Origin of the sequence: Microbacterium sp. Leaf159 (assembly GCF_001423615.1) — a bacterium.
Lineage (GTDB): Bacteria > Actinomycetota > Actinomycetes > Actinomycetales > Microbacteriaceae > Microbacterium.
Window position 1 is genome coordinate 680,082 of sequence record NZ_LMOU01000002.1, and the last position, 14,956, is coordinate 695,037.

The following is a 14,956-nucleotide window of genomic DNA, read 5'->3' on the forward strand; positions in this document are numbered from 1 at the left end:
CGCAGCCAGGAGCCGGCGGGCGAGGTTGAGCCCGCGCACCCAGTTCACCGTCACGACGCCGGTCGGCGTGCCGGCCGCCGACGTGTGCACCACCGCCGTCTTGCCGTCCACCGCGAGGTCACCGATCAGGATCGAGGCACCGTCGGGATCGCGCCAGCCGATGGTGTGCACCTTCCAGTCGTACTGGTCCGACCAGACGTAGTCGGTCGGCACGTAAGTCGACGTCTCGCCCTGGGCCAGCGCCGCGGCGAGATAGCGAGCCTGGTCGCTCGCATTGGTCCAGTGCTCGGCTCGCACATCGACGCCGCGCCCCGAGTGCGGCCACCGAGCGACGTCGCCGATCGCGTAGACATCCGGTGCACCGACGGCGCGCAGATACGCGTCGGTCACGACCCCGTTGTCCACGAGGATCGCACTGCCTTCCAACCACGCCGTGCATGGGATCGAGCCGATTCCGACCACCGCGGCCGCTGCCCGCAGTCGACTTCCGTCGGCGAGCTCGACCTCGAGGTCCCCCAGGACCCCGCGGATGTCTGTGACACCGACTCCGAATCGTGTCTTCGCCCCATTGCGCGTGTGGAGCTCGACCAGGTGGCCCGCGACCTCCGGGCCGACGATGCGCGCCATCGGCTCGCTCACCGGATCGACGACCGTGACATCGCAGCCGAATCCCACCGCCGCAGCCGCGATCTCCGTGCCGATGAAACCGCCGCCGACGACGACGACCGGCTCGCCGGTTCGGAGCTGGGTCGCGATGGCCCTGGCATCGTCGAGCGTGCGGAGCTGCATGACTCCCGATTCAGGGCGCCAGGGCGAGGGGCGCGCGACAGCGCCGGTCGCGATCACCAGCACGTCGTACTCGACGATGTCGCCGCTGGCGAGCATGACCGTGCGGGCTGCGACGTCGAGCCCTGTCGCGGCGACGCCGAGGCGCAGTTCGACGGACGCCGCACTCAGCGATTCGTCAGTGGCGAGACGGAGACGCTCGACATCCTCATCAGACCAGTCCGACCTCATCGCATCCTTCGAGAGTGGAGGGCGGTCGTACGGGAGTTCGGCTTCAGCTCCGATCAGCACGATCGGTCCGGTGTGACCGAAGGTGCGGAGCCCCTCCGCCAGACGAGTACCGGCGAGCGAGGCTCCGACGATGACGATGCGTCGATCGGACTGGGTTGCGGACATCGCGTCGATCCTTCATGTCGTGGGGCGGTCGCCCGTACGCCTTCTGAGTCTGCGTTGACTAGTGCTTACGCTCACCACTGAACGGAACGCTTGATCGCTTCAACGCAACATGGCAAGTATGGCACGAGCGGCAGCGATGTCAACCGTCCGCTCCGACTCAGCGGCCGAGGGCGTCACTCGCTTCGCGCGGTCCCATCAGATACTCGGTGATGCGCGCGGCAGCCTGCGTCACCTGCGCGGCCAGTGACGAGGAGTACGCCGCGTTGAAGCGCACCTCCGGCATGGTTATCCCGATCGATCCGACGACGCTTCCGGAGGCGCCGAACACGGGTGCCGCGATCGCGATCGCCCCTTCGATCCTTTCGCCGTGAGTGATCGCATAACCGTCTCTTGCGACGATCTCGAGCCGAGCGCGGAGATCCACGGCATCGACGAGAGTGCGATCCGTGAGAGCTGTGATCGGCCCCGCGATCACCTCGTCGACGATGTCGTGCGAGAGATAGGCGAGGATCGCGAGCCCGCTTGCGCCGGCGTAGAGCGGAATCCACTGCTTGAGCGGCAAGGTGTAGCGCAGCGGGTGGGGCGACTCGACGGCGAGCGAGAACATCATGTGAAGTCGCGATTCGCCGTAGACGGCGAAGAACGACGACTCCCCACTCTGCTCGGTGAGCTGCTCGAGAGTTTCGGTCGAGACCTCCTGCAGGGGGTACCGCTCCACCGTCGACCAGGCAAGACGAAGGAACTCGAGGCCGAGCCGATACGATCCGTTTCGAGTTCGCGCGACAAGACCGAGCTGCTCGAGGTCCGTGATCAACCGATGGACGGTGCTCGGACTGACGCCCAGCCGACCGGCCAACTCGCGAACCCCATGGTCGCTCTGCTCGCTGTCGATCATCACCGTCAGCAGCTCGATGCCCCGGCCCAATGGATGCCTGCGACGCCTGGTCTTCGCCGGATCGTTCGCGACGCTACCCCCGTCAGCCATGTCGTACCATCACTCTCGTTCATTGCCCGCGCAGCGCTTGACGTATGCCTGGGTGCGTGACAGTCTGAGTTCAATCCTACGGAACAGCTGTTCCGTTCAACACAATATACTGCATGCATCGTGCGCGACAGCAAGCCCCGTCGTAGGTGCAGCGGTCGGATCGACGGCGATCCGAACAGCCGCCGAGGAACAGAGGAATCCACTGATGACCGTCTCGAACCAGACGCCTTCCACCGCCGCCGACTCATCGGCAGCGCGCCCGCGCGTAGCCGTCGTATCCGGTGGTGCTGCCGGCATCGGATATGCCATCGCCGACCGCCTCGCCAAGGACGGCTTCCACGTCGCGATCCTCACGCGAACAGAGGGCGCGGCCGAGGCAGCCGCCGAGGAGATCGAGAAGACGGGGGGCGTCGCGCGCGGGTATCGAGCGGACGTGAGCGATCGAGAGCAGGTCGATGCCGCACTTGCCGCCATCCGGAGCGACCTGGGGCCGCTGGGGGTCATCGTGGCCAACGCGGCGGTCGCCCCGAACAAGCCGTTCCTCGAGACGACGCTGGACGACTGGGAGAACACGCATCGGATCAACCTCACCGGCACTTTCAATCTCGTGCAGTCCGGGCTGCCCGACCTGCTCGACGCCGGCGTCGGCCGCGTCGTTCTCGTGTCGTCGTCCAGCGCTCAGCGCGGTGCCCCGCGGATGGCCGCCTACGCATCGTCGAAGGGCGGCCAGCTCGCCCTGACCAAGGCGCTCGCGGTGGAGTTCGCCAAGCAGGGCGTGACGGTGAACACGGTGGTGCCTTCGTCGATCGACACGCCCAGCGTCGAGAAGAAGCGCGAAGCAGGCCTCATCCCCTCGGCAGAGGACATGGGCAAGTACATCCCCGTCGGTCGAGTCGGGAAGGGCTCGGATATCGCCGCTGCCGTCTCGTATCTGGTGTCGGACGACGCGTCTTACGTCACTGGTCAGACGATCAGCGTCAACGGCGGCTCGTTCATCGGATAGCCCGGAGAGACAGCATGTCCCCACTCAACACAGACGGCGCGCTCCGGTGGGCTGTGCGAGAGTCCTTCCTGCGGTACGTCACCGTGATCGCGCGCGGCACCGTCGAAACCGACGGCGTCGATACCGATGCGACCGGGCGTTTCGTCTTCCCTCTCCGCGCGCGCCGTCTGACGGACGACGGTTGGCATCTTTCGTTCAGCGGCTCCGTCCGATTCACGGCCCACAACGGCTTTCTCGATGTGCTGATCGCTGCGCCGGAGGTCATCGTCAGCGCATCGGGGGGCGTTCTCGCCACGCATGTCGCCGAGGACCCGCAATCACTGCTGCCGCTTCTCGAGATCGCCCCGATCGAGCCCGAGACGCGAGCCGATGGCCTGCACTGGGACGCCGTTCCCACACTGCTGAGAGATGATGCCGTGACCCACTTCGGCAGCGTCTATGCAAGCGGGGCGGAGATGGCACCGCTCAGCATCACAGCGGCTCTCCTACACTCATAGGATGACCATCCCCGCAGCGGAAGACGACGCCCGGAGCCTGCCAGCAGCGCGCCAGGGCGGCGAGCGCAGCAATGCGCGCGGGCAGGCCACGCGCCTTCTTCTTCTCATCACTGCGGAGGAGCTCTTCGCCACGCACGGCATCTCCGCAGTCCCACTGCGCGACATCGCGAAGGCTGCTGGCCAGCGGAATCATGCCGTTGTTCAATACCACTTCGGCGAACGCGAAGAAGTGGTCAAAGCGCTGACGGACTACCGCGGAGCCGCGAGCGAGAAGATGCGCGCCGACATGGTCGCGGAACTCATGCTCGGCGCGACCTCGCCGACCGTCGAAGACGTGGTCGAGGCGTTCGTCCGCCCGCTCGCGCTCCACTTCCGTCCCGACAACCACTATCTGCAGTTCCTGTCGATGCTGATCACGCAGGAAGGCGGGTACCAGGGTCTGGTGGGCGTTCACACCGGCGGCCAGGTCATGACCCTTCGCGCCCTGCTGTTCCGGCTTCTCCCCGAGACACCGGAGGCGGTCCTGATCGAGCGATGGTGGGTCACCCTGACGAGTGCCGTTCACACGCTCGCGCGCTACCAGACGGCGCAGCGCAGACGCGAACGCCTTCCGCAGTCCATCGACCACCTCGTCGATGACCTCATCCGGTTCCTCGCAGCAGGGCTGGGCACCCCGCACCGCTGACCAGAGAATGCGCTCAGCCGTCGGCGCCCTCGAGCCAGATGGAGCGACTGGGACAGACCTGCACCGCCTGGCGCGCGAGGGCCTCTTCCGACGCGTTGCCAGGCAGAGGCCTCAGCACCAGAACCTTGCCGTCATCGTCCTGGTCGAACGTATCGGGGTCGGTGAAGACGCACTGGCCCGAGCCGATGCATGTCTGCTGTCTTGCAACGATCTTCATCTCTGCCACCTCATCGTGTTGATCGATCGAACCGTCGGGAATGAATCAACGAGGGAGTACCGCGACGCCGAACGGTTCGAAGGGACTCATCAGCATGCTGCTGACGTCGAGCGCATCGCTGTGGCTCTCGTACTCTGCGGTGTGGATCCGCTGCATCGCCTCAGCCGCCGACCCCTCGATCTCATAGATCGTCGCGTACGAATACGGAAGGTGTCCTCGGAGCGCGGCAGGCAGTGCGTACCTTCTGGCGGCCAGGATGCCATCCAACCTCACCACCTCGGGCAGGTGCTGCTCGGTGTACCACTGATTGAACTCGTCCTCCTTCCCCTCGACCGCATTGAGGAAGGCGATGATCACCTCACCGGTCGGCACGCCGGCGTTCATGCGCGGCCCGCCAGAGCATGAGCGGTGGAAAGGGCTCCGCTGTAGTCCTCCGTCGATGTCATCTCGGTGAGGATGTTGGCGAGTCCCTGTCGGCCTCCGGGATTCAGAAGGAACTTGCGCGCCTTCCCTTGCACGTTCGCGCCGTAGTAGTGACTGTGCTCGGCGGAGAAGATCGATCGGGGCGCGAGCTCCTCGATCATGCCCATCCACCCCTGCTCCTGCTCGGCGGTGGGCTCGAACGTGTCGAAGCTGTGCTCCCGTGCGTACACGATGGTGTTCACGATGAAGTCGACCTGGAACTGGCTGTATCTCGGGTAGTTTCCGCCTCCCGCTCCGTGCGGACCACCGGGGAAGAAGAAGTTGGGCAGGTCATGCGCGGCGAAGCCTCCGAAGTCGCTCGGCCCGTCCTCCCAGTCCGTGCTCAGATCGAGGCCGTTGCGCCCCTTGACGCCCATGCGCGTGAGTGCACCGGTTCCGAAGTCGAAGCCGGTGGCATAGACGATGATGTCGTACTCCCGATGACCGTCGGTCGTCTCGATTCCGGTTGCGTCGACGCGAACGATCGGGGTCTCCCGGAGTGAGATCAGAGAGGCGGTCGGCTTGTTGAACGACTCGTAGTAGTCCGCGACGAACGGCGGACGCTTCGCACCGAAGAGGTGATCGGTCGGAATGAGTCGCTCGGCCGTCACCGGGTCCGTGACGATGGCTCGCACCTTGCCCGCGATGAACTCGCAGAACTCTCGGTTGACCTCTCGATTCGTGGTCATGTCGTGGTAGTTCATCGTGAGCTTCCCGAAGCCCGGCGCCTGCCACATGGACTCGAAGAACTCCTGGCGCTGCTCCGGCGTATGGTCGCTCGCGACCTTGCCCGAGAACGGATGCAGGAACCCGGACGGTGACGTGCTGAGCGTCCGGGTGACGTCTTCCCAGTTCTCGCTGAGCCACGCCCGCTTCTCATCGTCCATCAACGCATTGTTGAGCGGTGTCGTCCAGGTGGGAGTCCGCTGATAGAGATCGACTCGTTCGACCGTGTCGACGATCGCAGGAAGCAGCTGGGCTCCACTGGGCCCGTTGCCGATGATCGCAACGCGCTTGCCCGTGAAGTCGAGCGGCTCGTGGGGCCAGGCCCCCGTGTGATACGCGAGTCCGGAGAAATCGTCCAGCCCCTCCAGCTCCGGGTAGTGCGGGACTGAAAGCCCTCCGGTCGCCGAGATGACCCACCGCGCCCGCACTTCGCGTCCGCTCTCGGTGGCCACTGTCCAGCGGCTCGCCACCTCGTCGTACACGGCGGAGATCACGCGCTCCCCCGTCTGGATGCTGTCGCGAAGGGCGTAGCGGTCGACGACGAAGTTCAGGTACTGCTCGATCTCGGGTTGAGTCGCGAACTCCTCCTTCCACTTCCAGGAGTCGAAGAGGTCCTTGTCGTGGATGTATCCGTACGAGTAGCTCTCGGAGTCGAAGCGTGCGGCCGGGTAGCGGTTCCAGTACCAGACACCGCCGACTCCATCGCCTGCCTCGAGGGCCATGGCGCTGAAGCCCTCGGTCACTGCTCTGTGCAGTGCGTAGATGCCGACCACGCCGGCGCCGATCACGAGTACGTCGACATCGATGCCGTGGTCTTCAGTATGTCCAGTCATGGGTAGTCGCCTTCTCTCGGCCAGCGTCTCGCTTCGCGCGGGTTTCACATATCTAAGCGCGTGTTAGTAATAAAAGCAAGAGTCTGCTGTTTTTCCAATGTCTGAGAACCCTCGTGAAGAGGATCTTTATGAGCTACTGTGTTGATATTCAACGAGGAATGACACCCCAGGGAGACACATGAGCGTCAACAGCGAACTCCGATTCGACGGCAGGGTCGCAGTGATCACGGGAGCCGGAAGGGGCCTCGGGCGCGCGCATGCGCTCCTGCTCGCGTCGCGCGGCGCCAAGGTCGTGATCAACGACCTGGGTGGCTCCCACGAAGGCGATGGAAGCAGCAGCGGCCCCGCGAACGACGTCGTGGACGAGATCGTCGCCGCCGGTGGCGAAGCGGTGGCCGACACCAGCGACATCGGCACGGAAGACGGCTGCCACGCACTGATCGAGACCGCCGTGCGGGAGTTCGATCGAGTCGACATCGTCGTGAACAACGCGGGCATCTCCCGCTGGGCGACTTTCCCCGAGGCCGACGCCGACAATCTCGAGCGCACCCTCGACGTGCACGTTCGAGGAACCTGGCACACGACTCGCGCGGCCTGGCCGCACATGGTCGAGAACGGATACGGCCGAGTCATCACGACCACGTCGACCGGCATGTTCGGGCTTCCGGCCAACCTCGCTTACGCGACAGCCAAGGGTGCACTGATCGGCTTCACCCGCAGCCTGGCGGTCGCCGCAGAACCCCTCGGCATCCGAGTCAACTGCCTCGCACCGAACGCCATCACGCGACCGAGCGAGAACCTCAAGAGCTCTGACATGGGCGCCGCCGCCAGCTCGCCCGACGAGGATCGCCTCGCTGCGATGGAGACCGCATTCGTCGCCCCTATGCTCGCCTATCTCGCACACGAGTCCTGCAGGGTGAACGGCGAGATCCTCGTCGCCGGCGCGAAGCGATATGCGCGGTGGTTCCTCGGAGTGACGGAAGGCTGGCTCGACACCGACGAAGGCACCACCTCCGTCGAGGACATCGCGGCGCACTGGGACGAGATCAATGACGCGAGCGACTACTACGTGCCGTCGAACCTCAACGAATGGGCCGCGCGATTCATGTCGCATCTCGGTTGAGAGCATCGTCAGTCGCGGTGAATGATCGTGAGGCGGGGCCGCATCGGATGATCTCCGATGCGGCCCCGCNAGGCCGCCCCGCCACGCGGATGGTCGGCGGGAAAGCCGACCAGTCCGTCATCGAGCTGCAGCCTCAGCGTGTTGAACGCGAGGCAGTGCATGTCGTAGGTGGCCACCATGAAGACGAAGTCGATGAGCTGTGGCCGATCGAACTGCTCGGCGAGAAGAGCCCACGTCTCGTCGGCGATGTTGCGGCGCGCGCACATCTCGTCGATCGCACGGACGATGACGGCGTCCTCGTCCGACCAGTCGATCGCTCGGAGGTTCGAGAGCGCTTCGATCTCCTCTTCCGAGAGGCCTGCGTTGCGCCCAAGCAGCCGATGCTGGGCCCACTCGTATTCCCCGCCCCCGAGCCAGGTGGTGCGGATGATCGCCATCTCGCGCACGCGATCGGAGAGCGATGAGTGCTTGAGGTGCGCCGAGAACGGCATCCACCCTCGCACGAGGTCGGGGTGGTTCGCATAGATGCCGAGGATGTTGGACGTCGGCCCCGTCGGCGCGCCCGACTCAGGCCGGCGAGCCCCGATCACAGAGATCGCGTCCCACATCTCATCGCTCCATTGCGCCGCCGGCAGCGGGGGAATCCTGGATTCGGTCATGGTTGCTCCTAGCTCGACTCCAGGAGCCGCCACCGTCGCTTCGCCAGCGAACCTCGGGCGGCCCGCTGATAACATGCGCCGTATGCCTCCAGAGGATCTCAGGGGGTTCGCGACGTCGCGTGCTCCTCAGAGTCATGTGGTCCAGATGGATTGCGTTTCGTTAAACGAAACACGCGTTGCGTTACGCGTTTATGTCAGATTGCCCCGGAGCGGCATCTCCTGTCAAGAGAGGCCACCGCAGAAAGAGCGAGGACGCCATGCCCCCCGTCACCGAATCGCCCGATTCCGAGAACGCCACGCACAGACGACAGCCGCTCGCGCGCGGTATCGAACTGCTCACACTGATCATCGACAGCGATCAGGACTCCCATGGCGTGCGTGAACTCGCAGGCCGCATGAACGTGAGCCCGAGCACGGCACATCGCCTCATCACAGATCTCGAACGGCTGGGGATGGTCGCACGCACGCCGACCGGGACGTACCAGCTGGGCGATGAGTTCCTCAGGCTCGCATGGAGCACGTCGGCTCAGCACCCGCTCCACGAACTCGCGTCTCGCACACTCGAGCGACTCAGCGCGACGACCGGCGAGACCTCGTTCTTCAGCTCCTTCAGCCAGCTGCGGGCTCGGATGATGTTCACCCTGACCGCAGAATCCCCCCACCCACTCCGGTATGTGATCCCGCTCCACGAATGGCTCCCTCTGCACGCGGGTGCGAGCGGTCTCGCGATTCTCGCCTTCGCTCCTGAGGAGGTCAGGCAGCGCGTGATCGAGGGCGAGCTCGAGGCGAAGACCGATCGCACGAGCGTCGACGCGGAAGAGCTGCTCAAGCGCTTGGAAACGGTGAAGAGCCAGGGATACTGCGTCAGCCACGGAGAGCGCATCAGCGGCGCGGTGGCAGTGGCGGCGCCGGTGTTCAGCAACACACGCGTGGTCGGCTCGACGGGGGTCTCGCTCCCGGAGTCACGCTTCAATGCCTCACAACTCGACTCTTTGATCGCCACCGTCGTGTCGAGCGCCGAGGAGCTCACGCTCGGCTACAGAGACGACACCTTCCGGTTCTCCAACCGCTCAGGCGTGTAGCGCCGACTCCACTCCTGGCGCTCCGCCGCCAGACGATTGACACGAAGGGTCTGAGCGACTCATACTTGATGTTGCGTTAGAAAGACCAACCGTTCCGTTTTACGGAACATGCGTGGTCTTCCTGTTTCTCGCCACAGAGAGAGTGTTCAATGACGAAGACAACCTTTTCGACTCGCCGGAGCGACCCGTACGGCCCTCCCGCCGCCCATCGACGGCTTCAGGCAGAAGAGCCGATCGCCCATCTCGACTGGGTCGAGCGGGGCGGCGACGTCTGGACCGTCGCCCGGTATGAAGATGTGCGAGCGATGCTGGGCGATACGCGATTCAGCTCGGATCGCTCTCGACCCGAGCATCCTGCCCATCCGGCCTACAGTCCGCGAAGCCACCCCGGTCGCATCATCGAGATGGATCCCCCGTCGCACAGCGCGAATCGCGGGCGGGTGATGGGCGAGTTCACCGTGAAGAAGATCTCTGCCATGCGACCTCGGATCGAGCAGATCGTGAACGAGACGATCGATGCGATGATCGCGGGCGGAAACGAGGGAGACTTCGTCGAACTCCTCTCTCTCCCGGTCCCGTCGATGGTGATCGCCGACCTCCTCGACGTCCCCGAAGAGGATCACGCGTTCTTCCAGGAGAAGGCCGGGATCTTCTCAGACGGACTTGGTGCGCTGTCCGACAAGCAGAAGGCCTCCGCCGACATCGTCGATTACATCGCGACCCTCGTGGATGCTCGCATCACGGCACCCGGAGAAGACATCCTCAGCCGTCAGCTGGCCGCGGGAGCGAGCCGCGAAGAGGCGATCGGGCTCGGACACCTGCTCCTCATCGCCGGTCACGAGACCACGAGCAACATGATCTCGCTCTCGGTCATGACCCTGCTCGACAAGCCTGAGCTTCGCGAACAGCTCGAGAACGACCCGGCACTGATTCCCGGTGCCGTCGAAGAGCTGCTGCGGTACTACACGATCGCCGAGACGGGAGGGCTGCGGCTGGCGATCGAGGACATCGAGCTCCATGGCGTCACCATCCCCTCCGGCTCGGTCGTGGCTGCACTCACCAACACCGCGAACCGCGACCCCGAGGTCTTTCCGGATCCCGACCGCATCGACTTCACCCGCGGCGCGCGCAACCACGTCGCGTTCGGATTCGGGCCGCACCAATGCCTGGGGCAGAACGTCGCGCGGCTCGAGCTCGTGATCGTCCTGGAGATCCTTTTCAAGAGACTCCCCGACCTCAAGCTCTCCGTTCCGGTCTCCGACCTCGCACTGAAGGAGTACAGCAACTTCGGCGTGCAGAAGATGCCCGTCACCTGGTAGCCACCTCGGGCGGCAGGTAGAAGGCGGAGGCGACTTGTCGCCTCCGCCTTCTACCTGCCGGTTCCGGAGCGGATGCACTTTCCACACGCCTCGTAGCGCAGCACAGGTAGCGGCAGAAGACGCCGTGTCGACACCCGAGGTGTCGGCACGGCGTCTCGCGTGTCCTGAGAAGCGTCGTCTCAGGACACGGCGGTGGCTGCCTTCGCGATCGCACGTGTCGGGCAGACGTCGATGGCCATCTGGATCTTCTCCGCGGAATCTCCGTCGTCGGAGATGACGACCGCGATGCTGTCCTCATCCAGGTCGAACGTGGCAGGCGCATAGAAGGTGCATTGCCCCGACCCCATGCATCGATCCCGGTCGACGGAGAGCGACTCGCTCACGACCCGCTCGCCTCTGTGAACCGGAGGTAGAGGTGCTGGTGCCCCCGGAACTTGTAACTGCGGATCAGATCCCAGTCCCGCTCATCCTTCGCCCCGTGGTGCGCATCGTCCACGGTGATGCTGCTCGTGCGCGCAAGCAGTCGCTGAATCGAGAACACCGCCTCGGCCCGAGCCAGCGGAGCACCGGGGCAGGTATGGATGCCGCGACCGAAAGCGAGGTGCTGACGCGCGTTGGAGCGCTTGACGTCGAACTCGGCGGCGTTCTCGAAGAGCTTCTCGTCTCGGCCGGCGGCGCCGTGCAACAGCATCACGTTGGTGCCTGGCGCAAGCGTGAGTCCGCCGAGCTCGGTGGGCTTCTTGACCACGCGGAAAGAGCCCTTGATGGGCGCCTCGACGCGAAGGACCTCTTCGATGAATGCGGGCACGAGATTCGGCTCACGCCGCAACAGGTCCTGCAGATCGGCGTCGTCGGCGATGCGCTGCAGGCAGATGCCCATCAGCTGCACCGTCGTCTCCTGACCCGCGGCGAACATGTTCGCCGCGATGCGCGCGACCTCCAGAGGCTGCGGAAGCGTGCCGTCGGGGAACGCGCCGAGCGCGAGCCCCGTGAGCACGTCCTCCTGCGGCTCGGCACGACGTTCTTCGATCTTCTCGACGAAGTACTCGTACATGCGCTCGAGACTGTTGTGGTGATTGGTCTGGAGCTCGAGGTTTCCGAGCACCGGTCCAGCCGGCCCGCTCGCGAAGACCTCGATGAGCATCGGGAAGTCCGCTTCGGGGACTCCGAGAAGGTCCCCCACCGCAAGGATGGTGTACTTCTTCGCATAGTCCCAGATGAACTCGCATTCCCCCTGAGGAAGGAGATCGTCGAGATAGCGATCCGCCATCCGCTTGAGGAACTCCTCGTTCTCCTTCAACCTCTTGGGCGTGATGAGTCCCATGAGCACGGCGCGATGCGACGTGTGCATCGGAGGGTCGAAGGTGACGATCTGGTCGCTCGAGGAGAAGGAGTCACGATGCTGCTCGAGCAGATCGGAGATGTCGTCTCCCGTGACCTCGAACGGCAGATCGAGGATCGGGCCCCCCGTGCGGTTGATCGAAGAGTACACATCGGGCTGGTGATAGACCTGGAGAGCTTCCTCGTACCCCGTCACGATCACCACGCCGTACTTGGGTTCACGGAACACCGGATGGTGCTTCACCATGTAGTCGAAGTACGGCTCGGCATGGGCCGCGATCTCCGGGTCCGTGAAGAAGTCGGATTCGAGTGGATTGATATCGACAGTGCTCATGATCGTCCTTTGCTCGGATCTCGACGTCTACGCGAACTGCGCGGGGGGCGCGTCCATCAGTACGGTCTTCGGCTCGAGGTATGCCGAGACGCCCATCTCGCCACCCTCTCGCCCGTAGCCTGATTCCTTGACGCCGCCGAAGCCGATCAACAAGGACTCGACCTTGAAGCCGTTGTGCCCGACGGTGCCGGCACGCAGTCTTCGAGCGACATTCCACGCACGGTCCGGATCGTCGGAGAAGACCGCAGAGTTGAGACCGAAGGGTGTGCCGTTCGCGATCTCGATCGCGTCGTCCTCGTCGTCTGCCGCGATGATCGACACCACAGGGCCGAAGATCTCCTCCTGCGCGATCGTCGCGTTGCGGTCGACGTTCGCGAAGACGGTCGGCTCGACGTACCATCCTCGGTCCATGTGCTCGGGCTTCTTTCCTCCCGTGACCAGGGTCGCTCCTTCTTCGCTTCCCTTTCGGATGTATCCGAGGATGCTCTCCTGCTGGCGCTGCAGTGCGACGGGGCCCATTTGCGTCTCCGACGCGAACGGATCCCCCACGCGCACCTCGGCGAACTTCGCGCCGAGGAGATCGGCGAACTCCGCGTGCTTCTTCTTCGGCACGACCACACGGGTCAGCGACGAGCAGTTCTGCCCGGACAACGACACCTCCTGCCCGGTGATCACGGCTGCGACCCTCTCGAGGTCGTAGTCGTCGAGGACAACGGCTGCCGACTTGCCGCCGAGCTCGAGCGTGAACCGGCCCAGGTGCTCGCTCGCGGCGACGGCGATCTTCTTGCCCACCTCGCTCGAACCGGTGAAGCCGATCTTGTTCACCCGCGGATCACGAACCAGCTGCTCGGTCACCCCGCGACGTCCCGTCACGACGTTGAGCACTCCTGGGGGCAGGCCGATCTCCTGCGCGATCTCCGCCAGGACGAGCAGTTCGCCCGGAGCCTCGGGCGGAAGCTTCAGCACGACCGTGCAGCCGGTCAGCAGCGCCGGCGCGATCTTCCAGGTCGCAAGGGAGAGGGGCGTGTTCCAGGGCACGATGGCCGCGACGACGCCGATCGGCTCCTGCACGACGGCAGACCAGTTCGCCATCGGCGACTCCGCCGGTCGAACCCAGGGATACGTCTCCGCGAGATCTGCGTAGAAGTCGTATGCAGTCGGCACCCGCTGCATCGACATCTGGGCCATCGCGAAGGTCGGCCCCGTCTGCCGTGTCCAGTACGTGGCCATCTCTTCGCTTCGCGCGCGCAGTCCTGCGGCGAGCTTTCGGAGATACTCGGCTCTGACCGACGGGTCGAGGAAGGACCAATCGGTGTGATCGAAAGCATGACGAGCGGCAGCGATCGCCGCATCCATGTCATCCGGGCCTGCCTGGGCAACGCTGTAGAAGACGTCCTCCGTCGCCGAGTCGACGATCTCGAACTGGGGCAGGTCTCCCCTCGGGGAGACCCAGTCGCCGTTGATGAAGAACTTGTCAGGACTGTGGAGCGCCACTGACCTGCTGCGGAATGTCTGAGGATCGGTCACGAGATTTCCTTACTGTGAAAGTGTGAACGGACGTCGTCGTCCACTACGACTGCTTCGCCAGGGACTGTGCGAATGTCCAGCGGGTACGCATGGGATTGATGCCCGCGAGCTCGAGGGCATTCATCCCGTAGTCCACGTCGAGGAAGACACCGGAGATGAAGCCGGCGAGGTCGCTCCCGAGGAAGACGAGGGCCTTCGCCATGTCCCCGGGCTCGGCAAGCCGCCCGGCGGGTCCAGTGCTCGCTGCCTTGAGATTGTCGAGACCGCCACGCTGCTCGGCGAAGTCGCCGAGCATCCCTGTCGCCGTCATCGACGGCAGAACCGCGTTGACGCGCACCTTCTTCGCCGCGAACGTCTCGACTCGCTCGGCGACCAGGAGGTTGAGCGCGCGCTTGGACAGCATGTAGCCCACGAACCCGGCGAGCTCGCCCCCGTGCTCCTCATCGAAGCGCGCGGTGAGGTCCACGAGGTCGTCCCAAGAACGCTCGGGAGCGGTGAAGGGCGTCAGCTCGTCACGGATCTCGGGGAACTCCCATCGAAGGCCCCCCGCCGAGGTGACGTATGCGATCGATCCACCTGGCGCGATCCGATCGACGAGATACCGATCGGTGATGTACTTGTTGGCGATGAAGTTCACGGTGAACGTGTCGAGGAACGACGTGTGGACACCGGCCAGGCCGGCCACCCCGAAGAAGGCATCGAATGTGTCGGGCAGCGCCCGGAAGAGCTCGTCGATCGACGCCTTGTCGCTGAGGTCCGCAACGAGCGATCGCGTGACGCCCGGCACGTTGGACGCGACACGATCGATCGCGTAGACGTCTGCTCCGAGTTCGACGAGCGACTCCGTCAATGCGCGGGCCATTCCCGAGGCGGCGCCTGTGACGACGCACGTTCTGCCCTGGTAGCCGAGTAGATCCGTCATATGAAAGACATCCTTGTCATGTAGATGAGGGCCGTTCCTTATTACAGAACATCTTGACT

At 64.7% G+C, this 14,956-nt stretch carries 15 protein-coding genes and 1 pseudogene; 6 read left to right on the forward strand and 10 right to left on the reverse strand.

All coding sequences use genetic code 11. The annotated features are described in order from the left end of the window. The coding region (locus ASF80_RS16955) for an NAD(P)/FAD-dependent oxidoreductase (RefSeq protein ID WP_082488438.1) at window positions 1–1,182 on the reverse strand (1,182 nt) is incomplete at its 3' end. A gap of 157 nt (window positions 1,183–1,339) precedes the next feature. Next, window positions 1,340–2,167 (reverse strand): IclR family transcriptional regulator, encoded by an 828-nt coding sequence (locus ASF80_RS16960; protein ID WP_082488439.1) that lies wholly within the window; start codon window positions 2,165–2,167, stop codon window positions 1,340–1,342. 205 nt (window positions 2,168–2,372) lie between these two features. Between ASF80_RS16960 and ASF80_RS16965 the strand changes: the two genes are divergently transcribed. The 3 genes from ASF80_RS16965 to ASF80_RS16975 are packed head-to-tail and all read left to right on the forward strand — an operon-like array spanning window position 2,373 to window position 4,352. Then, entirely contained in the window at window positions 2,373–3,170 is a 798-nt protein-coding gene (locus ASF80_RS16965; protein WP_056313249.1) for an SDR family NAD(P)-dependent oxidoreductase, read from the forward strand. 14 nt (window positions 3,171–3,184) lie between these two features. Continuing rightward, on the forward strand, window positions 3,185–3,667 hold the full coding sequence (locus ASF80_RS16970) for an HtaA domain-containing protein (RefSeq protein ID WP_056313252.1): 483 nt from the start codon (window positions 3,185–3,187) through the stop codon (window positions 3,665–3,667). A 1-nt stretch (window position 3,668) separates the two neighbouring features. Next, the gene (locus tag ASF80_RS16975; RefSeq protein ID WP_056313254.1) at window positions 3,669–4,352 is read left to right on the forward strand and encodes a TetR/AcrR family transcriptional regulator; all 684 of its coding nucleotides are present in this window, start codon (window positions 3,669–3,671) and stop codon (window positions 4,350–4,352) included. Window positions 4,353–4,365: 13 nt separating this feature from the next. Here the strand turns inward: ASF80_RS16975 and ASF80_RS16980 are convergent, their stop codons facing one another. Genes ASF80_RS16980 through ASF80_RS16990 form a run of 3 tightly spaced genes read right to left on the reverse strand, consistent with a single transcriptional unit; the run spans window position 4,366 to window position 6,590 of the window. Next, window positions 4,366–4,569, reverse strand: a complete 204-nt coding sequence (locus tag ASF80_RS16980; protein ID WP_056313256.1) for a ferredoxin — start codon at window positions 4,567–4,569, stop codon at window positions 4,366–4,368. A 45-nt stretch (window positions 4,570–4,614) separates the two neighbouring features. Beyond that, window positions 4,615–4,953, reverse strand: a complete 339-nt coding sequence (locus ASF80_RS16985; protein ID WP_056313258.1) for a DUF4286 family protein — start codon at window positions 4,951–4,953, stop codon at window positions 4,615–4,617. After that, window positions 4,950–6,590, reverse strand: coding sequence for a flavin-containing monooxygenase (locus ASF80_RS16990; protein ID WP_056313260.1), 1,641 nt, complete (start codon window positions 6,588–6,590; stop codon window positions 4,950–4,952). The genes ASF80_RS16985 and ASF80_RS16990 overlap by 4 nt, the downstream gene beginning before the upstream one ends. 178 nt (window positions 6,591–6,768) lie before the next feature. Here ASF80_RS16990 and ASF80_RS16995 point away from each other — a divergent pair, with 178 nt between their 5' ends. Continuing rightward, the gene (locus tag ASF80_RS16995) at window positions 6,769–7,713 is read left to right on the forward strand and encodes an SDR family NAD(P)-dependent oxidoreductase (RefSeq protein ID WP_056313262.1); all 945 of its coding nucleotides are present in this window, start codon (window positions 6,769–6,771) and stop codon (window positions 7,711–7,713) included. Window positions 7,714–7,783: 70 nt separating this feature from the next. On the opposite strand, the pseudogene ASF80_RS19610 reads toward ASF80_RS16995, so the two are convergent. After that, a pseudogene (locus ASF80_RS19610) lies at window positions 7,784–8,447 on the reverse strand (carboxymuconolactone decarboxylase family protein); the annotation flags it as partial. A gap of 182 nt (window positions 8,448–8,629) precedes the next feature. Here ASF80_RS19610 and ASF80_RS17005 point away from each other — a divergent pair. Together ASF80_RS17005 and ASF80_RS17010 are read left to right on the forward strand one after the other, a co-directional pair. Further along, window positions 8,630–9,454: an IclR family transcriptional regulator gene (locus tag ASF80_RS17005; protein WP_056313265.1), complete on the forward strand. Its 825-nt coding sequence runs from the start codon at window positions 8,630–8,632 to the stop codon at window positions 9,452–9,454. Between the two features lie 476 nt (window positions 9,455–9,930). Then, the gene (locus ASF80_RS17010; protein WP_200934824.1) at window positions 9,931–10,773 is read left to right on the forward strand and encodes a cytochrome P450; all 843 of its coding nucleotides are present in this window, start codon (window positions 9,931–9,933) and stop codon (window positions 10,771–10,773) included. Window positions 10,774–10,952: 179 nt separating this feature from the next. On the opposite strand, the gene ASF80_RS18815 is transcribed toward ASF80_RS17010, so the two are convergent. From ASF80_RS18815 to ASF80_RS17025, 4 genes are read right to left on the reverse strand one after another with little or no spacing between them, the layout of a single operon-like run. Beyond that, complete coding sequence (locus tag ASF80_RS18815) at window positions 10,953–11,156, reverse strand: ferredoxin (RefSeq protein WP_082488442.1); 204 nt, start codon at window positions 11,154–11,156, stop codon at window positions 10,953–10,955. Continuing rightward, on the reverse strand, window positions 11,153–12,448 hold the full coding sequence (locus ASF80_RS17015; RefSeq protein ID WP_056313268.1) for a cytochrome P450: 1,296 nt from the start codon (window positions 12,446–12,448) through the stop codon (window positions 11,153–11,155). Before ASF80_RS17015 ends, ASF80_RS18815 begins: the two co-directional genes overlap by 4 nt. Window positions 12,449–12,475: 27 nt before the next feature. Continuing rightward, on the reverse strand, window positions 12,476–13,975 hold the full coding sequence (locus tag ASF80_RS17020) for an aldehyde dehydrogenase (protein WP_056313270.1): 1,500 nt from the start codon (window positions 13,973–13,975) through the stop codon (window positions 12,476–12,478). Between the two features lie 43 nt (window positions 13,976–14,018). After that, a complete protein-coding gene (locus tag ASF80_RS17025) occupies window positions 14,019–14,897 on the reverse strand; it encodes an SDR family oxidoreductase (protein WP_056313272.1) in 879 nt (292 codons plus the stop codon). Window positions 14,898–14,956: the final 59 nt, after the last annotated feature.

Excerpts from the sequence above, each read along its gene's own strand:
- ASF80_RS16960 (WP_082488439.1), bottom strand. The coding sequence starts at position 2,167 with ATGGCTGACGGGGGTAGCGTCGCGAACGATCCGGCGAAGACCAGGCGT.
- ASF80_RS16965 (WP_056313249.1), top strand. The coding sequence starts at position 2,373 with ATGACCGTCTCGAACCAGACGCCTTCCACCGCCGCCGACTCATCGGCA.
- ASF80_RS16970 (WP_056313252.1), top strand. The coding sequence starts at position 3,185 with ATGTCCCCACTCAACACAGACGGCGCGCTCCGGTGGGCTGTGCGAGAG.
- ASF80_RS16975 (WP_056313254.1), top strand. The coding sequence starts at position 3,669 with ATGACCATCCCCGCAGCGGAAGACGACGCCCGGAGCCTGCCAGCAGCG.
- ASF80_RS16980 (WP_056313256.1), bottom strand. The coding sequence starts at position 4,569 with ATGAAGATCGTTGCAAGACAGCAGACATGCATCGGCTCGGGCCAGTGC.
- ASF80_RS16985 (WP_056313258.1), bottom strand. The coding sequence starts at position 4,953 with ATGAACGCCGGCGTGCCGACCGGTGAGGTGATCATCGCCTTCCTCAAT.
- ASF80_RS16990 (WP_056313260.1), bottom strand. The coding sequence starts at position 6,590 with ATGACTGGACATACTGAAGACCACGGCATCGATGTCGACGTACTCGTG.
- ASF80_RS16995 (WP_056313262.1), top strand. The coding sequence starts at position 6,769 with ATGAGCGTCAACAGCGAACTCCGATTCGACGGCAGGGTCGCAGTGATC.
- ASF80_RS17005 (WP_056313265.1), top strand. The coding sequence starts at position 8,630 with ATGCCCCCCGTCACCGAATCGCCCGATTCCGAGAACGCCACGCACAGA.
- ASF80_RS17010 (WP_200934824.1), top strand. The coding sequence starts at position 9,931 with ATGCGACCTCGGATCGAGCAGATCGTGAACGAGACGATCGATGCGATG.
- ASF80_RS17015 (WP_056313268.1), bottom strand. The coding sequence starts at position 12,448 with ATGAGCACTGTCGATATCAATCCACTCGAATCCGACTTCTTCACGGAC.
- ASF80_RS17025 (WP_056313272.1), bottom strand. The coding sequence starts at position 14,897 with ATGACGGATCTACTCGGCTACCAGGGCAGAACGTGCGTCGTCACAGGC.